We start from the raw sequence: 15,936 nt of genomic DNA on the forward strand, positions 1-15,936 counted from the left end.
GTGGCACCGTCCAGCGCCCCGAAGCATGTTGTATCTAACATAGATGCAACATGTCTGACACCATCGCACCTGCCTCCGACCGCGCTTACGACCACGTCAAGCGGGCCATCCTGCGCGGTGACCGTGAGGGCGGCGCGTTCTTCACCGAGGGCCAGGTCGCCGACGAGGTCGGCGTCAGCCGTACGCCGGTGCGCGAGGCCCTGCTGCGCCTGCAGGCCGAAGGGCTGGTCGCGCTCTACCCGAAGAAGGGCGCGCTCGTCGTACCCGTGACACCGCGCGAGGCGCACGAGGTGCTGGAGGCGCGCCTGCTGCTCGAGGAGTGGGCGGCCGGGCGCGCGTGGCCGCACCGGGCTGCGCTCGTGGAGGCCCTCCGGCCGCACCTCGCCGCGATGCAGCAGGCCAAGGCTGCCGACGACGTCGCGGCGTTCAGCGAGGCCGACCGCACGTTCCACGAGGCGATCGTCGAAGCCGCCGGCAACGCGGTCCTCACCCGGCAGTACCGCATGCTGCGCGACCGTCAGCTGTGCATCCTCGCCGACGGCATCCGGGCCAGCGCCTCACGCATGACGCACGCGATCACCGCGCACCGCACACTCATCCGCGTCCTCGAGCAGGGCACCAAGGCCGAGTTCGTCCGTGAGTCGCGCGCGCACGTCGTCGACGCGATGGACCGGTTGGGGGTGGCCCGATGAACGACGCCGTCCTGCGTCATCCGCTCGGAGGCCGCCGCGCCTGGACGGTCTGGACCAGCGCCGTGCTTGTCTACGTCCTCGCGATCTTCCACCGCACCTCGCTCGGCGTGGCCGGCATCGTCGCGGCCGACCGGTTCCACATCAGCTCGGCGCAGCTCGCGACCTTCGCGATGGTGCAGCTCGCGGTCTACGCGGCCATGCAGATCCCGGTCGGGGCGCTGCTCGATCGCTACGGCTCCAAGGTGCTGCTCCTCGCCGGGGTGACGACGATGTCGGCGGCCCAGCTGGCGTTCGCGTTCGTCGACTCCTACGCCGCGGGCATCCTGGCTCGCGTGTTCGTCGGCATGGGCGACGCGATGGTGTTCGTGTCGGTGCTGCGGCTGGTGGCGCTGTGGTTCCCGCCGGCCCGTACGCCGATGGTCACCCAGGTGACCGGGTTCGCCGGTCAGCTCGGCGCGCTCGCGGCGGCCGGCCCGCTCGCCGCCGCGCTCGACGGTCTCGGTTGGACGCGTTCGTTCCTGCTGGCGGCCGGGCTGGGAGTCGTGCTCGGGCTGGTGCTGCTCGTCGTCGTACAGGACAGCCCGTACGCCGACCGCGAGCGCACCGAGCTCAAGATGCGCGCCGTCGGTCGGGCCGTCGCGCACGCGTGGCGGCAGCCCGGCACCCGGCTCGGCCTGTGGTGCCACTTCACGTCGCAGTTCAGCTCGAACATGTTCGCGATCATGTGGGGCTTCCCGTTCCTCACGGCCGGGCAGGGCCTGTCGACCGGTCGTGCCGGACAGCTGCTGGCGCTGATGGTCGTGACGACGGTGCTCACCAGCCCGCTGTTCGGGGTGTTCGTGACGCGCTACCCCTACTCCCGCTCGACGCTGATCCTCGGCCTGGTCGCGGCGATCGTGACGGTGTGGACCGTCGTCCTGCTCTGGCCGGGGCGGGCACCGCTGTGGCTGCTCGTCGTGCTCGTGGTCGTCACGGCGGTCGGCGGACCGGGGTCGATGGTGGGCTTCGACCTGGCGCGCACGTTCAACCCGCCGACGCGCATCGGCAGCGCCACCGGCATCGTCAACGTGGGTGGGTTCGTCGCGGCGCTCAGCACGATCGTGCTCATCGGTGCGGCGCTCGACCACGTGTCACCCGGCGGCCCGTCGACCTACACCGTCGACTCGTTCCGGTGGGCGATGGCCGTGCAGTACCTCGTGTGGGGGCTCGGTGTCGTGATGATCGTGCGCTACCGGCACCGCACCCGCCGGCACGTGCACGCCGACGAGACGGGTGCGTACGAGCACCTCATCCCCGAGCGCCTGCGCGTCCCCGCCTGAAACGCGTGAGGCGTACGCCGACCGGTGCGGTCGGCGTACGCCTCAGATGATGCGTGGGGCTCAGGCCTCGGGCTTGTCGGCCTGGCTGTCGGTCGACTCGTCGCGGTCGATCGAACGCTCGGTGTCGTCGGGTGCGTGACCCGGCATGGCCCAGCGGGCGGTGGTGACGCCCTCGTCCTTGGCGCGCTGGAGGGCGTCGGTGATGACCTTGTCGGCCTGGTCGACGCCGACCCAGTGCGAGCCCTCCTCGACGGACTTGCCCGGCTCGAGCGCCTTGTAGGTCTCGAAGAAGTGCTGCATCTCCTTGATGGTGAACTCGCTGACGTCACCCAGGTCCTGGATGCCGTCCTTGCGCGGGTCGCCCGCGGGGACGCACAGGATCTTGTCGTCGCCGCCGGCCTCGTCGACCATCTTGAAGACGCCGATGGCGCGCGCACGCACGACGCAGCCCGGGAACGTCGGCTCGTCCAGCAGGACCAGGGCGTCCAGCGGGTCGCCGTCCTCACCGAGGGTGTCCTCGATGTAGCCGTAGTCGGCCGGGTAGCTCATCGCCGTGAACAGCAGCCGGTCCAGGCGGATGCGACCGGTCTCGTGGTCGATCTCGTACTTGTTGCGAGTTCCGCGCGGGATCTCGATGCTGACGTCGAACTCCATGGGGCTGGCCAATCCTGTCTCGTACGGGTGGGGCCGGCTCGTGCCGCCCCGGGCAATGTCCGCGGGTTAGTGTCTCCCACGGACGGCGCGAATGTGTAAAGGGGCGGCAATGCGGACAGCCGGCAAGGTCACGGCGGGTGTCGGTGCGTTCGCGGTGCTGATCGGTGGTTACGCCGTGCTCGACACGTACGACGTGGTGCCGGGTGTGCTGACCACGGCCGATGCGCAGCGTGACCCGGTGCCCGCGCCCGGCCAGAGCGCACCACCTCCGGCCGCCTCGGCCCAGCCGCCCGTACCCGCACGCGCCGCCGCCGTCACCCAGGCCGCCGACGCGCCGGTGCCCACGCCCGCCAAGGTGAGCGCCCTCGTACGCCCCCTGCTGAAGAACCGCTACCTCGGGCCGAGCACCGCGATCACGGTCCGCGACGGTCGCACCGGGCAGCACCTGCTCGACGTCAACGCCGACGGCAGCTACACCCCGGCGTCGATCACCAAGATGCTCAGCGCGTACGCCATCGCCCACAGCCTCGACCTGCACTCCACGCTCGACACGACCGTCACGGCGGGCGCACCGGGTTCGGTCGTGCTCAAGGCGGGTGGCGACACGGTGCTCAACCCCGGCAAGGGCGACCCCAGCGCCGTCACCGGTCGCGCGGGTCTGGCCGACCTCGCCGCGCAGGTCGCCGCCCGGCTCAAGGCGAGCGGTGCCACGACCACCCGCGTCGACTACGACCTCACGCACGCGCCAGGCCCACTGCAGGCGTCCAGCTGGGACCAGGGGCTGGTCGACGGCGGCTACACCACCCGCATCGCGATGCTCGGCCTGTCGACCGAACGCTCCGACCCGGGCAACCCACCACCCAAGGACCCGGCCCGTACGACGGTGGCTGCGTTCGTGAAAGCCCTTGCGGCGCAAGGGATCACGGCGACGGTCGGTCGTACGACGACGGCGCCGGCCGGCGCGCAGCAGCTCGGTGTCGTGCACTCGGCGCCGGTGCTCGACGTGCTCGGCGTGGCGCTGCAGGACAGCGACAACGCGATGATCGAGTCGCTCGCACGCCAGGGCGCCGCCAAGGCAGGCAAGCCCGGTGACACCGCGTCCGTGACGGCCTGGGTGCTGCAGACGCTGCGCGGTGCCGGCATCGACCTGCGGGGCGTCAAGCTCGCCGACACCAGTGGGCTGGGGGACGGCACCACCATCCCGGCGCGGGTCGTCGCCGACGTCCTCGGCAAGGCGACCGCGGGGCGCGACCGGACGTTCGAGGAGGTCGTGTCACGGCTTCCGACGGCCGGCCTCAACGGCACCCTGCACAACCGGTTCGGGGTGAGCGGCACGCGGGGCGGCGTCGGCGTCGTACGCGCCAAGACCGGCAGCCTGCCCTCGGTCACCAGCCTTGCCGGCACGGTCACCGACAAGGACGGCCGGCTGCTCACGTTCACCGTGATCAACAACGGCAAGCAGCCGCGCGGCCCGCTCGACGCCCGGGCAGCGCTCGACCGCATCGTCGCGGCGCTCGCGACCTGCGGCTGCCGCTGACCCTCGTACGAAAACTGTCTGGTCGGCACTCCGTGCACTGCCGGACAGACGAGATTCGTCATCGCTTCGTACGAAATCCGTCTGGTCGGCACTCCATGCACTACCGGACAGACGAGATTCGTGCAGGGCGTCCGCGAGGTCAGATGTGAGGATGGGCGCATGACTGAGGTCCCGGACTACATCGACTGGCAGCTCGCCCGGCGTACCGGCCACCGGATCGTCAAGGACGGCCCGAGCGTCACCGAGGGCGAGGCGCACGCCGCGGTCGAGGACCTGCGCGGCGCTGCGGCCCGCGCCCATCAGCCGGTCGCCGACACCGCGCGCCTGCACGCGCCCGACGACACGAGCCCGGTCCACGTCGTCGACCGCAAGCGGTGGATCGACACCAACGTGCAGTCGATGTCCGCGCTGCTCACCCCGGTCCTGGACCAGCTCACGAGCAAGCGCCCGCCGAGCGCGACGGCCCGTCGGATCAGCGGCAAGATCACCGGCACCGAGACCGGCGCGGTCATGGGATACGTCGCCAGCCGGGTCCTCGGGCAGTACGACCTCGCACCGGGCGGCACGCCCAGCCTGCTGCTCGTGGCGCCCAACATCGTCCAGGTCGAGCGCCAGCTCGAGCTCGACAGCCACGACTTCCGGCTGTGGGTCTGCCTGCACGAGGAGACCCACCGGGTGCAGTTCACGGCGGTGCCGTGGCTGCGCGCCCACCTGATCGAGCGCGCTCGCGGTCTGATGACCGACCTGGTGCCCGACCCCGAGGCGCTGCAGCAGCGGCTGCAGAACATCGCCGGCCGCCTGCCCGAGATGCTGCGCGAGGGCGGCCAGGGCATCGCCGACCTGGTCGCCACGCCCGAGCAGCGCGCCGAGATGGCGGCGATCACCGCGGTGATGTCGCTGCTCGAGGGCCACGCCGACGTCGTGATGGACGAGGTCGGCCCGCAGATCGTCCCGACCGTCGCGCACATCCGCGAGAAGTTCGACGCCCGCCGTCAGGGCGCCGGTGGGGTCGACCGGCTGCTGCGTCGGCTGCTCGGGCTGGAGGCCAAGATGCGCCAGTACCGCGACGGCGCCGTGTTCGTCCGGGCCGTCGTCGACCGGGTCGGCGTCGACGGGTTCAACGCGGTCTGGACCTCGCCCGAGACGCTTCCGAGCGCCGCCGAGATCGAGCGCCCCGAGGCCTGGGTCGCCCGCGTGCACGGCTGAGTCGTGCCCGGCCCACCCGCCGCCGTCGCGGTCACCCGTCTGGCCGTACGCCGGTCGCTCACCTCTCGTCGGGTCGCGCAGCGCTCGCTCGTGCTGGCTGCCGTCAGCGGTGGCGCCGACTCGCTCGCGCTCGCCGCAGCGCTCGCGTTCGAGGGGCCGCGGGCGGCGTACGACGTGGGTGCCGTGATCGTCGACCACGGCCTTCAGCCTGGGTCGGGTGACGTCGCCGAGCGCGCCGCCCACCAGTGCCGCGAGCTGGGTCTGACGTCGGTCGAGGTGCTGCGCGTCGAAGTCGCGGCGGGCACCGGTCAGGGCCCGGAGGCCGAGGCGCGTGAGGCGAGGTACGCCGCGCTGGAGGCCGCGCGAGTGAGGCTCGGCGCCAGTCACGTGCTGCTCGCCCACACCCGCGACGACCAGGCCGAGCAGGTGCTCCTCGGCCTCGCGCGCGGCTCGGGCACGCGCTCGCTGTCGGGCATGCCCCGGCGTACGGCCACGCTGCTGCGGCCCTTCCTCGACGTCACCGCGGCCGAGACCCGGCAGGCGTGCGACGACCAGGGGCTGGCGGTGTGGAACGACCCGCACAATGCCGACGACCGCTACCTGCGCGTGCGCGTACGCCGGCTGCTCGACGACGTGGAGCAGCGCATCGGCCCGGGCGTCCGTGCAGGTCTGGCCCGCTCCGCCGACCTGCTGCGCGCCGACGGTGACACGCTCGACGAGCTCGCGCAGTCGGCGTACGGCGAGGCAACTGCGTCTCGTGAGCCTGACGCACTTGCACGTGAGTCAGACTCACGAGACGCAGTTGCCTGGGTCGCGGTCGCCCCGCTCGCGGACCTGCCGACCGGCGTACGCACCCGCGTGATCCGCCTGCTGCTCCTGGACGCCGGCGCCGACCCTGCCGCGCTCGCCTCGCCCCAGATCGGCTGGGTCGACGACCTGGTCATGCGCTGGAAGGGGCAGGGCCCCTTCGACGTGCCCGGCGGCCTGCGAGCCTCCCGCGAGGACGGGCGCGTCGTCGTACGCCGGGCCGGTCCGCTTCAATAGGTGCGGCAGCCCGACCGCAGACGAAGGAGTCGTGACCGTGGACGCGAGCCACATGGGTGATGACCTGGAGAAGGTGCTCTACACCGAGCAGCAGATCCAGGACCGGCTGGCCGAGCTCGGCGAGCAGATCTGGAACGACTACGAGGGCAAGGGCGTGCTGCTCGTGGGCGTCCTCAAGGGCGCGGTGCTGGTGATGGCCGACCTGATGCGCACCCTCCCCGGCAGCGTCCCGATGGACTGGATGGCGGTGTCGTCGTACGGCTCGGGCACCAAGTCCTCCGGCGTCGTGCGCATCCTGAAGGACCTCGACACCGACATCAGCGGCAAGCACGTGCTGATCGTCGAGGACATCATCGACTCGGGCCTGACCCTGTCGTGGATCCGCTCCAACCTCGAGTCGCGTGACCCGGCGTCGGTCGAGATCTGCACACTGCTGCGCAAGCCGGACGCCGCGAAGGTCGAGATCGACTGCAAATACGTCGGATTCGACATCGCCAACGAGTTCGTCGTGGGCTACGGTCTCGACTTCGACGAGCGCTACCGCAACATGCGCGACATCGGCACGCTCGCCCCGCACGTCTACAGCTGAGTGTCGTACGAAGGCGCCGGACCGATCGGTCCGGCGCCTTCTGCGTGCCTGCGACTTGGTCGTAGGACCTCTCGGACCAGATCGGTCTCAGTCCCGTAGAGCCGGCTGCTGCCCGCGACGGATCCTTCTCGTGGGACGGCCGCTCGGCCGACACGGGAGGCGCCGGGGGCGCCGGTTCGAAGGGGAGTCACGATGACCAGGTCCACCGCACGACTCACTGCACTGGCTCTCGCGGGCACGGCGCTGGCCGGCTCGGGCGCCGCGCTCGCCGCACAGTCCGCATCGGCGACCACGGCGACCACAGTCACGACCGTCACGGCCGGCGTCCCCACGGCGGGTACGACGGCGCTCGGCTGGTCGGCGGCGATCCGTCACCAGAGCAACTTCGGCGACGGCAAGGGCACGCTCGTCCTCGTGCCGCCGACCGGCGGCATCATGACGATGGGGGCCGTGTCCGACGACGCCTCGGTGTCCGACGTCAGCCAGGACGCCCGCAAGGTGCTGACCGCGCGCTTCCAGACCGGTGAGGGGCTGCGGGTCACCGTCTGGGACACCGCGACCCGCACGCCGACGTACTTCCGGGTGGCCGGCCCGAACTCGGTGATCGAGGTCCGGTTCGGCGGCGACGGCATCCTGGTCAAGCGGGACGGCAAGATCGAGTCGCGCACGCTCTCCGGCACGCTCGTGCGGTCGTACACCGCGCCGAGCTCGCTGGGTTCGCTGGAGGTCTCGCCCAACGGTGCGACGACCTACTGGAGCATCGGCGACAGCATCCAGCAGCGTGACGCCAAGACGGGTGCGCTCCAGAAGACGTACGCCGTCCCGACCGCCTACCGGGGTGCGGCGGGTGACTGCTGGACGAGCGGGACCTGGGACTCGACGTCCCTGCGCCTCGCCTGCACCGGCGACGGCGTCGGCACCGAGCAGACGTTCCGCCTGGTGAGGTCCACCGGGCAGAGCACCGCGATCGGCCCGGCCAACTCGGCGATCGCCTTCCCGACGTCGCCGAAGTGGATGGCCAAGCAGAACCGCGGCAACGACTCGGCGATCGGGTTCATGTACGGCTCGGGTTTCGTCGAGCTGACCGGCTACTTCGGGCTGGGGTCGCCGAGCATCACGGGGGCCTACAGCAATCTCGCCTACGTCAACAACTTCCAGTCGGGCGCCGCCAGCACGCCGGCGTACCTGTGGCTCGGCAAGTACGACATCTCCACCAACACGATGACCCGGCTCGCGGGCGCAGGCTCCTCCAGCGGCGGCGTGATCACCCAGGCGCAGACGGTCGACGGTCACCACTGACCCATCCGGCGCGGGCCGTGCCGGGCCATCCCATCACCCCGTCCCGTCTCGGCACGGCCCGTCCTCACGGACGGACGGGCGGGGTGACCTGACCGAGGGCGTACACCACTGCGGTGTACGCCCTCGGCGTGCGTCTCCGGTACGACGCTCGTCGCCGGCCGAGGTTGTCTGCGACTCGGTCTGAACTGGGGTCCTAGGACTTCGGTCTTCGTCCGATGGTCGCCGGAGTGGTGGTGGCCGATCCTTCTCGTGACCGGCCGACCGGCGCGTCAGTGGGGGAGCCTGCGGCCGGGCCGCGCGCGATCACAGGGGGTAAGGAACATGAGTACACGTATGTCACGAGGACTGGTGGCGCTCGCCGTGGCCGGCGTCGCATGGGGCGGCCTGGCCACGACCGGCGCGCAGGCGGCGACCGGTTCGTCGACGCAGGCCACGGTCTCGGTCGCTCCGGTCGGCACCGGCTGGACCGCGGCCATCCGGCACGAGTACGCCGCCGACGACGGGATGGGGTCCCTCGTCGTCGTCTCGCCGCAGGGCCAGACGCGCACGCTCGGCGCGGTCGCCGACTACGAGCGGGTGTACGACGTCAGCGCCGACGGCCGGCACGTGCTGACGGCGAGCATCGGCATCGATGAGGTGACCGCCACGGTGTGGGACACCCGGACCGGTGCGGCGAGCCCGTTCACCTACACCTTCGACGCCACATGGCAGCCGATGCTCCTGGCGTTCGGCGGTGACGGGCTGCTGCTGTCGACCGACGCCGGTGTGCAGACCCGCTCGATCACGGGTGGGGCCGCGCGCTCCCTCGGCCTCCCGGTCAAGGCCTACACGGTCTCGCCGGACGGCTCGCAGATCTTCTCCTCGAAGACGCCGGGCCCGGCGACCGTGGCGCTGAGCTCGTGGGACGCGAGCACCGGTGACCTGGGGTGGTCGTGGGTGATCCCGGCCGCGTACGCCGACAACGACACCGCATGCACCGTGAGCCAGCAGTGGGACGCCGGCTCGTCCGCCCTCGACTGCAGCAAGATCGACGCCGACGGCACGCGAGCGTCGCAGTCGTTCCGGCTCGGTGCCGGCGGTTCCGTCAGCGAGCTGACCCCGGCCGACTCGGCCTGGGCGCTGGCCACCACTCCGCGTCGGACGGCCTGGCGTCACTCACCTGAGTCGGGCGCCGCGTGCAACCAGTTCGGTGTGCTGACCGGCGTGACCCTGAGCGCGGTGCCGACGATGCCGATCGAGCGGTGCGCGGCCGACTACACGGTGAGCGGTGCCGACAGTCGTACGGCGTGGGTCGTCCAGACGACGTACGCCGACATCGGGGGCCAGATCGGCGAGAGCTCGCTGAAGGCGTACGACACGGTGACCAACAAGGTGCGCGTCCTCGCGGGTTCCGGCTCGCCCTCCGGCGGCGTCATCACCGACGCCCGGACGGTCGACGGCCACCACTGAGCGCACTCGGCCCCGGGACCACGACGGTCCCGGGGCCGAGCCGTGTACGCCGGTCGGAACACTGGCGTCGTACGGCACGTTGTCAGCGAGGATCGGCAACCGCCCGCGTCTACGCAGATGTGTGCTGCCGTGTAACGTCGTGCGAGTCTGTTGCCGCGGCCGCGTGCCCCATGGGGTACGACGGCCGTTGTGGCCTAGTGAGCAGGAGGATCGGGGCGCCCGCCCCGCACGTACATGAACGTCAAGCGTTTCGCCCGCAGCCCGGGCCTGTGGATCGTCCTCATCGTGGCGATCGGCTTCCTGTGGTTCACGCTGGGCAACACCGGCGGCTACCAGCGTGTCGACACCTCCCAGGCGATGTCCCTCATCCAGCAGGACAAGGTCGACTCCGCCAAGGTCACGCCCGACCGCATCGACCTGACCCTGAAGGCCAAGCAGGACGTCGGCGACGCCAAGGACACCGACAAGGTCCAGGCGTACTACGTCTCCGCCCGCGGTGACAGCGTCGTCGACCAGCTCAACGCCCACCCGCCGGCCAAGGGCTTCACCGACGACCCCGAGAAGCAGAACGTCTTCGTCAGCATGCTGCTGACGATCCTGCCGCTGCTGCTGATCCTGGGTCTGTTCTGGTTCTTCATGAGCCAGATGCAGGGCGGTGGCTCGCGGGTCATGCAGTTCGGCAAGTCCAAGGCCAAGCTGGCCAGCAAGGACATGCCCAAGGTCACCTTCGCCGACGTTGCCGGTTCGGACGAGGCGGTCGAGGAGCTCCACGAGATCAAGGAGTTCCTGGCCGAGCCGCGCAAGTTCCTCGAGGTCGGCGCCAAGATCCCCAAGGGTGTGCTGCTCTACGGCCCGCCCGGCACCGGTAAGACCCTGCTCGCGCGTGCGGTCGCCGGTGAGGCCGGGGTGCCGTTCTACACGATCTCGGGCTCGGACTTCGTCGAGATGTTCGTCGGTGTCGGCGCCTCGCGTGTGCGCGACCTGTTCGAGCAGGCCAAGGCCAACGCGCCGGCGATCATCTTCGTCGACGAGATCGACGCCGTCGGCCGTCACCGTGGCGCCGGTCTCGGCGGCGGTCACGACGAGCGCGAGCAGACCCTCAACCAGCTGCTGGTCGAGATGGACGGCTTCGACGTCAAGACCAACGTCATCCTGATCGCGGCGACCAACCGTCCTGACATCCTCGACCCGGCGTTGCTGCGCCCGGGGCGGTTCGACCGTCAGATCGCGGTCGAGGCGCCCGACATGGTCGGCCGCCACCACATCCTGCAGGTCCACTCCAAGGGCAAGCCGATGGCTCAGGACGTCGACCTGCTGACGGTCGCGCGTCGTACGCCGGGCTTCTCCGGTGCCGACCTGGCCAACGTCCTCAACGAGGCCGCGCTGCTGACGGCTCGCTCCAACGCGCGCATCATCGACAACCGGGCGCTGGACGAGGCGATTGACCGCGTCATGGCCGGCCCGCAGAAGCGCACGCGCGTGATGAGCGCCAAGGAGCGCAAGATCACCGCTTACCACGAGGGCGGTCACGCCCTGGTCGCGGCGGCGCTCAACTACACCGACCCGGTCAGCAAGATCACGATCCTGCCGCGCGGTCGGGCCCTCGGCTACACCATGGTGCTGCCGGTCGACGACAAGTACTCCACGACCCGCAACGAGCTGCTCGACCAGCTCGCGTACGCCCTCGGTGGCCGCGTCGCGGAAGAGGTCGTCTTCCACGACCCGAGCACCGGTGCGTCCAACGACATCGAGAAGGCCACCGGCCTGGCCCGCAAGATGGTCACGCAGTTCGGCATGAGCGAGCGGGTCGGCGCCATCAAGCTCGGGTCGGGCAACAGCGAGGTCTTCCTCGGCCGCGACATGGGCCACGAGCGCGACTACTCCGAAGAGCTCGCCGGGGTCGTCGACGAAGAGGTGCGCCGCCTGATCGAGGCCGCGCACGACGAGGCGTGGCACGCCCTCAACGACAACCGCGACATCCTCGACCAGCTCGTGCTCGAGCTGCTCGAGAAGGAGACGCTCAACCATGACGCGCTGGCTGAGATCTTCGCCCCCGTCCGCAAGCGCCCCGACCGTCCGGTGTGGCTGTCCAGCGACATGCGGACGGTCAGCGATCGCGGGCCGGTGCTGACGCCTGCGGAGCGCGAGGCGATCGAGCGTGGCGACTACGTCCCCGAGGACAAGCAGCACGTCGAGGCTCACCCGCCGGAGGCGGTCATCGAGGTTCCCGAGGGCGGCTATGTCGACCCCCAGGGGGATTGACCTCCCGCGGGCAGCAGCCGCGGTCCGCGAGCTGCTGATCGCGCTTGGCGAGGATCCCGAGCGCGAAGGTCTGCAGGACACCCCTGACCGGGTGGCCCGGGCGTACGCCGAGCAGTTCGCCGGCATGCACCAGGACCCTGCGGAGGCGCTCTCGCGCACCTTCGACGTCGACCACGACGAGATGGTGCTGGTGCGTGACATCGAGGTCTACTCCACGTGTGAGCACCACCTGGTCCCGTTCCACGGGGTCGCGCACGTCGGCTACATCCCGAGCAAGACCGGCCGGGTGACGGGCCTGTCCAAGCTGGCCCGACTCGTCGACGTCTTCGCCAAGCGTCCGCAGGTGCAGGAGCGCCTCACGACGCAGATCGCCGACGCGATCGTCGACCACCTCGACGCGCAGGGCGTGATCGTGGTCCTGGAGTGCGAGCACCTGTGCATGTCGATGCGCGGCGTACGCAAGCCCGGCGCCCGCACCCTGACGTCCGCGGTGCGCGGTCAGCTGCGCGATCCCGCCACGCGTGCGGAGGCCATGAGCCTCGTCATGGGTCGGTAGGCCGCGATGCCGCGCACGCTGCCGCAGCCCCCGGCCGACCGTCCGCTGGTGATGGCGGTCGTCAACGTCACGCCCGACTCCTTCTCCGACGGCGGCCGCTGGTTCGACGCCGACGCCGCCATCGCCCACGGCCGCGAGCTGATCGGGCAGGGCGCCGACATCCTCGACGTCGGCGGTGAGTCGACCCGCCCGGGCGCGGGCCGCCCCGACGAGGCCGAAGAGCTGCGCCGCATCGAGCCCGTCGTGCGTGCGCTCGCCGGCGAGGGCGCCGTGGTCAGCGTCGACACGATGCGTTCATCGGTGGCGGCTGCGGCGGTCGAGGCGGGCGCCACGATCGTCAACGACGTCAGCGGCGGCCTCGCCGACGAGCGGATGGCCGACGTCGTGGCCGGCCTCGACGTCCCCTACGTCGCCATGCACTGGCGTGGCCACAGCACCGTCATGCAGCAGCGCACCGACTACGCCGACGTCGTGGCCGATGTGTGCGCCGAGCTCGAGGCGCGGGTCGCCGCTCTCGAGGCGGCCGGCGTACGCCGTGAGCAGCTGGTCGTCGACCCCGGCTTCGGCTTCGCCAAGACCGCCGACCAGAACTGGCAGATGCTGGCGCGGGTGGCCGAGTTCGAGCGGCTGGGTCTGCCCGTGCTGATCGGCACGTCACGCAAGTCGTTCCTCTCGCACGTCACCAGCCCGGACGCCGCGTTGCCGCCCGACCGGCGCGACCCGGCCACGGCCGCCACCAGCGTGCTGCTCGCGCAGGCCGGGGTCTGGGGCGTGCGCGTGCACGACGTGCCGTCGACGATGGCTGCGCTCGAGGTCGCAGCCCGCGTCGCGGAGGCCGGCCGATGACGGATCGCATTGCGCTGCAAGGCATCTCGGTCACGGCGTGCCACGGTGTCCTCGACTCCGAGAAGGTCGAGCCGCAGCCGTTCCGTGCCGACATCGTGCTCGAGACCGACCTGCGCCGGGCCGGCGAGAGCGACGACCTGGATCACACGATCAGCTATGCCGAGATCGCGCAGGAGGCCGAGCGGGTGCTGTCCGGTCCGAGCGTCGACCTGATCGAGACGCTCGCCGAGCGCATCGCCGCGATCGCGCTCGCACGACCGACCGTCGAGGCGGTCGAGGTGGCGATCCACAAGCCGCAGGCACCGGCCGGAGTGCCGTTCCGTGACCCGGTGCTCGACGGTCCATCGGTGACCGTCCGTCGCGAGCAGGACCGCCCGGTGGTGATCGCGGCGGGGGCCAACCTCGGTGACCGCGCAGCGACGCTGCGCGCGGCCGTCCAGGCGCTGGTGGCGACTGAGGGCCTTGAGCTCGTACGCGTCTCGCCGCTCGTCGAGACCGATCCGGTCGGTGGTCCTGACCAGCCCGACTACGCCAACGCCGTCATCATCGCGCGTTCGCGCCTGGCGCCCGCGACGTTGTTGCGGCGGCTGCACCAGATCGAGTCCTGGCACGGGCGTACTCGCGAGATCCGTTGGGGTGCAAGGACTTTGGACCTCGACCTCATCCAGGTCGGTGACCCCGCCGATGGCCACGACCTCACGTCCGACGATGAAGCGCTGACCCTCCCGCACCCGCGCGCGCACGAGCGCGCGTTCGTGCTGGTGCCCTGGCTGGCCGCCGACGCCGAGGCGCGGCTGCGCACACCCGAGGGTGTGCAGCGGGTGGCTGACCTGCTCGCCGATCTCGATGTGTCCGGTGTGCGGCCCGGACCGGACTGGGAGCCGTGGTGAACGACGAAGGTCTGACCTGGAAGCACGCCGCCGGTGCGGCTGCGGTGGTGGCCGTGCCCGCGTACGTCGGCCTGCGGCTGTGGAGCTCGAGCGGGCGTGCGATGCCGCAGAACTCGTGGTTCGCGGTCGCGATCATCGTGCTGATGGCGGTCGCGATCCTGGTCGCGGCGCGTGAGATCCACCGCTACGTCAAGGGTGAGTCGACCGTCGTACCCACGCCGCAGCGCGCCCGTCGCACGCTCGTGGGGGCGCAGGCCACGATCGTCGGTGGCGGGGCCGCGGCGGGGTGGTATCTCGCGCAGGCGTTCGTCCATCTGCCCAACGCCGACGTCGACTCGATCCGGTCTGCGTTGATCCGGGCGTCGGTGCTGTTCGTCGTGAGTGCGGGGCTGTCGGTCGCCGGCCTCGTCGCGCAGGCGTGGTGCAAGAACCCGCCCGAGGACGACGACGCCGACCGCGACCACCTGCCCGGCACCACCGCCTGACCCCGCAATCGCTGGTCGAGCCGATACTCCGCTGGTTGAGCCGGGCCGGAGCGCTAGCGGAGGCCCGTGTCGAAACCAGGTCAGGCGTCCGCTCAGTCTCCCTGCGCCATAAGGGGTTTCGACTCGGTCTCGGCTAGCGCCTCGACCGGCTCAACCAGCGGTGTGGCTCAGGCCGGGGTGGCCCAGACGACCCAGTTGCCGGTGCGGTGACCGGCTCGGATGCGGGTGTTGAGGTCGCAGGTGATCAGCCGGAGGCTCGGCCCGCTGGTCTTGCCCCAGATCGACCCGTCGTACTGCGCGGCCTTCTTGTCGCGCCCCGCTGACTGCGTGACGCGGAACGCCATCTGCGAGCCGTCGCGGTAGCGGATCAGCACGCGGTCGCCGGGCTGCGCCTTGGGCAGGTTGTAGAACGTGTCGGGCGCGCCCGCATGGGTGATGTGGCCGACGAGGACGGACGTGCCGGCGTACCCGGGCCGCACGTAGCCGCCGCCGGAGTACCAGCCGGCGACGCCGCCGGGCGGGTTGAGCTCGCCGTTCGTCAGGCCGACCGGGCCGATCGACTGGGTGAGCAGGGTGCGGCCGGACGAGCTCACGACGCTGACACTGACGGGTCGACTGGTCGGGCGCTTCGTGGTGGACGACCGGAGCGTGCCGGCGTTCTCGGTGCCCGAACCGGTCGAGGTGCCCGGCGTCTTCGTTGCAGACGGCCGGGTGCTGGGGGTCGAGCTGTCGCCGTCGGTGGTGGCGTCACCCGTGGCTGACGGTCCGCTGGTGACCTTGCCGTCCGAGCTGGCGTAGGCCCGTACGCCGGTGCCAGCCTGGGTCGGGTCGCCCGTCTGTGCTTTGGTGCCCGCCGAGGTCGCTGAGGCACTGGATGCTGCTGCGCTCGGGGTGTCAGCGGTCGTGGGCGCCGGGCCGGTCGGCGTACCCGGTGCGGATGACGTGCGCGCCGGGCCGGGGTCGATCGAGGTCGGTGACTGGGTGGGCAGGTCGGCGCGTTGGTCGGCAGTGCCGCAGGCGGCCAGTCCGACGGCGAGGCCCACCGTGAGAGCGGCGCTGGCGAGCGAGGTCTTGCGGGTCATGGCGTCCTCCCCAGACGTCAGGGGCA

The 15,936-nt window shown here is 71.1% G+C and carries 15 protein-coding genes; 13 read left to right on the forward strand and 2 right to left on the reverse strand.

Annotated elements, in window-relative coordinates:
- Positions 1 to 50: 50 nt before the first annotated feature.
- Positions 51 to 692, forward strand: a complete 642-nt coding sequence (locus tag VV01_RS01660) for a GntR family transcriptional regulator (protein ID WP_050668366.1) — start codon at positions 51 to 53, stop codon at positions 690 to 692.
- Positions 689 to 2,011, forward strand: a complete 1,323-nt coding sequence (locus tag VV01_RS01665; protein ID WP_050668367.1) for an MFS transporter — start codon at positions 689 to 691, stop codon at positions 2,009 to 2,011. Before VV01_RS01660 ends, VV01_RS01665 begins: the two co-directional genes overlap by 4 nt.
- Positions 2,012 to 2,071: 60 nt before the next feature.
- Here VV01_RS01665 and VV01_RS01670 read toward each other — a convergent pair whose 3' ends face one another.
- Positions 2,072 to 2,665, reverse strand: a complete 594-nt coding sequence (locus tag VV01_RS01670; protein WP_050668368.1) for an inorganic diphosphatase — start codon at positions 2,663 to 2,665, stop codon at positions 2,072 to 2,074.
- A gap of 109 nt (positions 2,666 to 2,774) precedes the next feature.
- Between VV01_RS01670 and dacB the strand changes: the two genes are divergently transcribed.
- From dacB to VV01_RS01725, 11 genes are all read left to right on the forward strand, one after another.
- Complete coding sequence (gene dacB / locus VV01_RS01675; RefSeq protein WP_050668369.1) at positions 2,775 to 4,202, forward strand: D-alanyl-D-alanine carboxypeptidase/D-alanyl-D-alanine endopeptidase; 1,428 nt, start codon at positions 2,775 to 2,777, stop codon at positions 4,200 to 4,202.
- A gap of 159 nt (positions 4,203 to 4,361) precedes the next feature.
- Complete coding sequence (locus VV01_RS01680) at positions 4,362 to 5,408, forward strand: zinc-dependent metalloprotease (protein WP_050668370.1); 1,047 nt, start codon at positions 4,362 to 4,364, stop codon at positions 5,406 to 5,408.
- A 3-nt stretch (positions 5,409 to 5,411) separates the two neighbouring features.
- Positions 5,412 to 6,452: a tRNA lysidine(34) synthetase TilS gene (gene tilS, locus VV01_RS01685; protein WP_050668371.1), complete on the forward strand. Its 1,041-nt coding sequence runs from the start codon at positions 5,412 to 5,414 to the stop codon at positions 6,450 to 6,452.
- Positions 6,453 to 6,489: 37 nt separating this feature from the next.
- Positions 6,490 to 7,041 carry a hypoxanthine phosphoribosyltransferase gene (hpt, locus tag VV01_RS01690; protein ID WP_050671656.1) on the forward strand — a complete coding sequence of 184 codons (552 nt, stop codon included), beginning with the start codon at positions 6,490 to 6,492 and terminating at the stop codon, positions 7,039 to 7,041.
- 192 nt (positions 7,042 to 7,233) lie between these two features.
- Positions 7,234 to 8,340: a hypothetical protein gene (locus VV01_RS01695; protein WP_050668372.1), complete on the forward strand. Its 1,107-nt coding sequence runs from the start codon at positions 7,234 to 7,236 to the stop codon at positions 8,338 to 8,340.
- A 321-nt stretch (positions 8,341 to 8,661) separates the two neighbouring features.
- Positions 8,662 to 9,789 carry a hypothetical protein gene (locus tag VV01_RS01700; RefSeq protein ID WP_157508699.1) on the forward strand — a complete coding sequence of 376 codons (1,128 nt, stop codon included), beginning with the start codon at positions 8,662 to 8,664 and terminating at the stop codon, positions 9,787 to 9,789.
- Positions 9,790 to 10,023: 234 nt separating this feature from the next.
- Complete coding sequence (gene ftsH / locus VV01_RS01705) at positions 10,024 to 12,051, forward strand: ATP-dependent zinc metalloprotease FtsH (RefSeq protein ID WP_050668374.1); 2,028 nt, start codon at positions 10,024 to 10,026, stop codon at positions 12,049 to 12,051.
- Positions 12,029 to 12,607, forward strand: coding sequence for a GTP cyclohydrolase I FolE (gene folE, locus VV01_RS01710; protein ID WP_050668375.1), 579 nt, complete (start codon positions 12,029 to 12,031; stop codon positions 12,605 to 12,607). Before ftsH ends, folE begins: the two co-directional genes overlap by 23 nt.
- 6 nt (positions 12,608 to 12,613) lie before the next feature.
- Positions 12,614 to 13,453 (forward strand): dihydropteroate synthase, encoded by an 840-nt coding sequence (gene folP / locus VV01_RS01715; protein ID WP_050668376.1) that lies wholly within the window; start codon positions 12,614 to 12,616, stop codon positions 13,451 to 13,453.
- The gene (gene folK / locus VV01_RS01720; protein WP_050668377.1) at positions 13,450 to 14,343 is read left to right on the forward strand and encodes a 2-amino-4-hydroxy-6-hydroxymethyldihydropteridine diphosphokinase; all 894 of its coding nucleotides are present in this window, start codon (positions 13,450 to 13,452) and stop codon (positions 14,341 to 14,343) included. The genes folP and folK overlap by 4 nt, the downstream gene beginning before the upstream one ends.
- Positions 14,340 to 14,828 (forward strand): DUF3180 domain-containing protein, encoded by a 489-nt coding sequence (locus VV01_RS01725; protein WP_197274970.1) that lies wholly within the window; start codon positions 14,340 to 14,342, stop codon positions 14,826 to 14,828. The genes folK and VV01_RS01725 overlap by 4 nt, the downstream gene beginning before the upstream one ends.
- 167 nt (positions 14,829 to 14,995) lie before the next feature.
- Here the strand turns inward: VV01_RS01725 and VV01_RS01730 are convergent, their stop codons facing one another.
- Complete coding sequence (locus VV01_RS01730) at positions 14,996 to 15,910, reverse strand: class F sortase (protein ID WP_050668379.1); 915 nt, start codon at positions 15,908 to 15,910, stop codon at positions 14,996 to 14,998.
- Positions 15,911 to 15,936: the final 26 nt, after the last annotated feature.

Origin of the sequence: Luteipulveratus halotolerans, assembly GCF_001247745.1 — a bacterium.
GTDB classification, from domain to species: Bacteria; Actinomycetota; Actinomycetes; order Actinomycetales; family Dermatophilaceae; genus Luteipulveratus; species Luteipulveratus halotolerans.

Excerpts from the sequence above, each read along its gene's own strand:
- VV01_RS01695 (WP_050668372.1), top strand. The coding sequence starts at position 7,234 with ATGACCAGGTCCACCGCACGACTCACTGCACTGGCTCTCGCGGGCACG.
- VV01_RS01665 (WP_050668367.1), top strand. The coding sequence starts at position 689 with ATGAACGACGCCGTCCTGCGTCATCCGCTCGGAGGCCGCCGCGCCTGG.
- VV01_RS01660 (WP_050668366.1), top strand. The coding sequence starts at position 51 with ATGTCTGACACCATCGCACCTGCCTCCGACCGCGCTTACGACCACGTC.
- VV01_RS01700 (WP_157508699.1), top strand. The coding sequence starts at position 8,662 with ATGAGTACACGTATGTCACGAGGACTGGTGGCGCTCGCCGTGGCCGGC.
- folP (WP_050668376.1), top strand. The coding sequence starts at position 12,614 with ATGCCGCGCACGCTGCCGCAGCCCCCGGCCGACCGTCCGCTGGTGATG.
- folE (WP_050668375.1), top strand. The coding sequence starts at position 12,029 with ATGTCGACCCCCAGGGGGATTGACCTCCCGCGGGCAGCAGCCGCGGTC.
- folK (WP_050668377.1), top strand. The coding sequence starts at position 13,450 with ATGACGGATCGCATTGCGCTGCAAGGCATCTCGGTCACGGCGTGCCAC.
- VV01_RS01670 (WP_050668368.1), bottom strand. The coding sequence starts at position 2,665 with ATGGAGTTCGACGTCAGCATCGAGATCCCGCGCGGAACTCGCAACAAG.
- VV01_RS01680 (WP_050668370.1), top strand. The coding sequence starts at position 4,362 with ATGACTGAGGTCCCGGACTACATCGACTGGCAGCTCGCCCGGCGTACC.
- dacB (WP_050668369.1), top strand. The coding sequence starts at position 2,775 with ATGCGGACAGCCGGCAAGGTCACGGCGGGTGTCGGTGCGTTCGCGGTG.
- VV01_RS01730 (WP_050668379.1), bottom strand. The coding sequence starts at position 15,910 with ATGACCCGCAAGACCTCGCTCGCCAGCGCCGCTCTCACGGTGGGCCTC.
- ftsH (WP_050668374.1), top strand. The coding sequence starts at position 10,024 with ATGAACGTCAAGCGTTTCGCCCGCAGCCCGGGCCTGTGGATCGTCCTC.